The sequence below is a fragment of the Bacillus sp. CGMCC 1.16541 genome (genome assembly GCF_003184905.1).
In the GTDB taxonomy this organism is placed as follows: domain Bacteria; phylum Bacillota; class Bacilli; order Bacillales; family Bacillaceae_H; genus Priestia.
This window is the reverse complement of record NZ_KZ821214.1, coordinates 1-3,952: the sequence shown is the minus strand read 5'-3', so window position 1 is coordinate 3,952 and position 3,952 is coordinate 1. Positions and strand designations below refer to the sequence as shown.

Here is a 3,952-nt window from a genome sequence, read left to right as displayed (position 1 = left end):
ACTGGCTGTGGCATAGAGCCACAATCTAGGAGCGTTAGAACTTAGCGGTTCGGCGGGGACAATGAATAGGTCAAATCGACAACCTCAAAACTCCGTTTTAGGTATGTCGGTTTGGCGACTATTCAGCCCCCGCCGAATTTCGGAAAGCAAGGGAGGAAAGGTGGAGATTTTTTTGAGCGCAGCGATCCGTAGGACAAAAAAATACTACCTGACCCTTGCTTGGAGAAAAGCGGTTTTGGTCTTTGGGGTTCGCCATGCAGAGCATGGCTCGGCGGAGCCGAAATAGCCTCGCAGAGCACATGAAACTTTCGATAGAAAGTGTAGTGTGTTACACTTCTCTTAATCTTTTAGATTTTTAGAAGGGTGCGTGACCCATGAGTTACTCTATTATCAGAATGCAGAAAATGAAATCTACAGCCATAAAAGGCATTCAATTTCACAACCAAAGAGAGAAAGAAAGTGAGACGAATCCCGACATTAACAAGGCGGATTCTCACCTAAATTATGACCTCATAAACGGTCAAAGACAGATAGACTATACCGAGAAAATTAACCAGGTCATCGAGGATAATGTGACCTCTGGAAAGAAGATCCGCAAAGATGCGGTTCGTCTTGCTGAATTTTTGATTACTTCGGATAAGGAATTCTTTGAGAAGATTTCACCGAAGGAGCAGAAACGGTATTTTGAAACGGCTCATGAATTCCTTGCTGATCGATACGGGGAAAAGAATTTAATTTATGCGACTGTTCATCATGACGAGAAAACCCCTCACATGCACGTTGGCTTTGTTCCAGTAACGGAAGATGGACGACTATCGGCTAAAGATTTCTTTGGCCAGAGAAAGCAACTGGTGAGCCTTCAGGACGATTTTAACGACTACCTGAAGCAAAATGACTTTGACTTGGAAAGAGGGGTCTCATCGAGCCGTAAACACGTGGAGACGGCTAAATATAAGGCTCTGACGTTCCAAAGTATGGAGAAGGAATCCCAAGAGAAGTACGAACGGATAATGGGACATATCCAAGAGATTGACGACAAATCGAAATCGATTGCGNAGATTTCACCGAAGGAGCAGAAACGGTATTTTGAAACGGCTCATGAATTCCTTGCTGATCGATACGGGGAAAAGAATTTAATTTATGCGACTGTTCATCATGACGAGAAAACCCCTCACATGCACGTTGGCTTTGTTCCAGTAACGGAAGATGGACGACTATCGGCTAAAGATTTCTTTGGCCAGAGAAAGCAACTGGTGAGCCTTCAGGACGATTTTAACGACTACCTGAAGCAAAATGACTTTGACTTGGAAAGAGGGGTCTCATCGAGCCGTAAACACGTGGAGACGGCTAAATATAAGGCTCTGACGTTCCAAAGTATGGAGAAGGAATCCCAAGAGAAGTACGAACGGATAATGGGACATATCCAAGAGATTGACGACAAATCGAAATCGATTGCGAATATCGAAGCGAAAAAGGTGCTTGGGCTTGTTGGCATGAAGGAACAGGACTACAACACCTTAGTGAATTATGCAACGAATGGGGTGGTTTATCAGCTGGAAGCAGAGAATCTGCAGAAAGAGTTGGACAAGTCTAGGACAGAGGTTGAACGGTTAAAATCGGATATGCAGACAGGACAAGACAAAATTCGACAAAACTATAAAGACATTCGAGACAATTTAGATGTGGCAGCGGAGAAAAAAGCCATGCAAAAATTAAAGCAGCATGACGTTGTGAAACAGTATGGAACCTTGATAGAGAAGCACAAAGGACTGATTGATGACTATGAGAAGTTGTCTGGTGAGAATAAACAATTAAAACAAAAAGTGAGTGACCTAACTTTTCAGAACCGGTCTTACCAGAATGAGAATCGGGATTTGAAATCAGAGAACGGAAAATTGAAGGAAAAACTCACGCAGATCAGCAAGGAGTTTTCAGCTTTTAAGGAGAGAGTTGGACATGTTCTCCATGTTCAACTGGACCGTGTGAAAACGTTCTTGAGGATGAATGATGTAGATCGAAGTGCTATCAAGTTCCTGGATGATCGACAGGATAAATTAGTCCAGGACTCTTTAGAAAAATTAGAGAAGCCCGTAAAGGAAAGAGAGAGAGAGAATCAAATGGAATTATAAAGGGGAAGGTGTCGAGTGAAGAGTAGACTTTCAAGTTTTTTAGTACACGTTATGCAAGAAGTTTATGAAATCATTGAGCCTAAAATTAAAATTAATTATCATAATACCCTGCAAAAAAATCTAGTTAATTCTGCTGTCTTTTTTAATTCAAAGGGCGTTCCAGAATACAGAATTTCTAAAGTGAAAGGGTATGAAAACAGGGTCGGGAAAATTGATGTAGTCTGGCTAGACACTACTGAAAATCCTTATGTTGCTATTGAAATTGATTCAGGATTAAGAAAAAAATCTATGATGAAATTGTTATCTTCAAATGCTGAATACAAAGTTCAAATTTATTATGGTGAAAGGACAGAAACTGAAATTGAATTGTTTAAAAAACGATGTGATCCTAAGAATGAAATTATCTTTTTGCATTCACCATTAAAGCTTTTAAAACGAAGGGAAATTGAATCTGCAAACAGTCATTCTCTGTTTGACTTTATGTAAAATTTAAAAAGCCCACCGGCATTCAGCTGGGGGCTTTTTCCTTGAATAAAATGCCTTGCAATCGCACTTTATTCGTTCTCTTGCTCTTTACTATCGTCATAGTAATTTAAGAGCAATCTTTTCTTATGTTCCGAACCTTTCATCATGATGTTTGGAGAGACTTGCCAAACGCCATTTTGAACTTTTGTTATAAACTCATTTTCTTGTAGCTTTTTCATTATTTTAGCAATTGTTGGCTCTGAAACGCTAGCTTCTTTAGCAATCTTTTTATAAGTCCCTACAAAGGTGTTATTGGCTTGCTCTGTGTTTTCAAGTATGTAAATTAATACGTCAATTTGCCTTGAATCTGCAAGCCCTAGAATGTGTAGGAAATCCATTAGATAGACTTTCCAGAATTGCTTTTGTCCATAAGCTCTTTTTGTAATTTGCTCGACATTAATTTTTTCACCAGTATCAGCATCGATGTATGTTTTTGCTTTTTTACCCAATAATGTTTGTGTATCCGCATGATATTCCATGTTTTTATCCATGCTTTTCCCCCTCCTTCCCTCTAATTTACTTAATCATAAGTTTAGTAAAAACAAAAGTCAATGTTTATTTTCACTAAGGTATAGTTAAGTGCACACTAAGGTATAGTTAAGCACCAAAAACAACAAAAACCCTTATATATCAACCTTTATAACTACTTTTTATAAAAAACACTCTCTTCTTAATCCAAAGGGCTATGCTCCACGCAAGGTTCGGGTAGTATTTTTCGGAAAGACCTCCGAAAAATCTCCACCCTTTCCCCCTTGCCCTCCGCATTTTTTGGCGGTGCTGGAATGTCGCCAAGCCGAACAGACCCAAAACGAGGAACTCCGAGGGTCGGCTTGCTCTGACCATCATACCGCCAAAAACCGCCTGTTCATCCGTCCGAAATATTCCTCTAAGCATAATTCAGTTACGCAATAAGACCGTGGGGACTCGCCCCCACACTGCGAGCCAGCCCCCATCCCCAAAACAAGGGGAAAGACAAACCCATTAAGGGCTTAAAACGCCTTGAAGGCGTCTCTGTTGCCATTAAGGCAACAAAAGGTGTTGAAGTAAAGGGCAAGTCCTTAAAAGGGCTATATGAGCCTTATATGGCTTTTAAGAGGGGGTCACCCTTCCTCTGTTTTAGGGTGGCTGGTGCAGGCTAGGGTGAATTGGCGAGAGCCAAGAGGGACTAGTCCCTTATAGCGTGACTGGCTGTGGCATAGAGCCACAATCTAGGAGCGTTAGAACTTAGCGGTTCGGCGGGTACAATGAATAGGTCAAATCGACAACCTCAAAACTCCGTTTTAGGTATGTCGGTTTGG

General features: G+C 41.0%; 3 protein-coding genes and 1 pseudogene. 3 read left to right on the top strand and 1 reads right to left on the bottom strand.

The window, feature by feature from the left end; genetic code table 11:
• Window positions 1-374: 374 nt before the first annotated feature.
• The 3 genes and pseudogenes from mobV (DIS06_RS04470) to DIS06_RS04460 form a co-directional block, all read left to right on the top strand.
• Window positions 375-1,055 (top strand): annotated as a pseudogene (mobV, locus tag DIS06_RS04470) (MobV family relaxase); the annotation flags it as partial.
• Between the two features lie 3 nt (window positions 1,056-1,058).
• Window positions 1,059-2,129 carry a MobV family relaxase gene (mobV, locus tag DIS06_RS20890; protein WP_239421871.1) on the top strand — a complete coding sequence of 357 codons (1,071 nt, stop codon included), beginning with the start codon at window positions 1,059-1,061 and terminating at the stop codon, window positions 2,127-2,129.
• A 15-nt stretch (window positions 2,130-2,144) separates the two neighbouring features.
• Complete coding sequence (locus DIS06_RS04460; RefSeq protein WP_110112048.1) at window positions 2,145-2,615, top strand: hypothetical protein; 471 nt, start codon at window positions 2,145-2,147, stop codon at window positions 2,613-2,615.
• A 68-nt stretch (window positions 2,616-2,683) separates the two neighbouring features.
• Here the strand turns inward: DIS06_RS04460 and DIS06_RS04455 are convergent, their stop codons facing one another.
• Window positions 2,684-3,145, bottom strand: a complete 462-nt coding sequence (locus DIS06_RS04455) for a replication/maintenance protein RepL (RefSeq protein WP_110112047.1) — start codon at window positions 3,143-3,145, stop codon at window positions 2,684-2,686.
• Window positions 3,146-3,952: the final 807 nt, after the last annotated feature.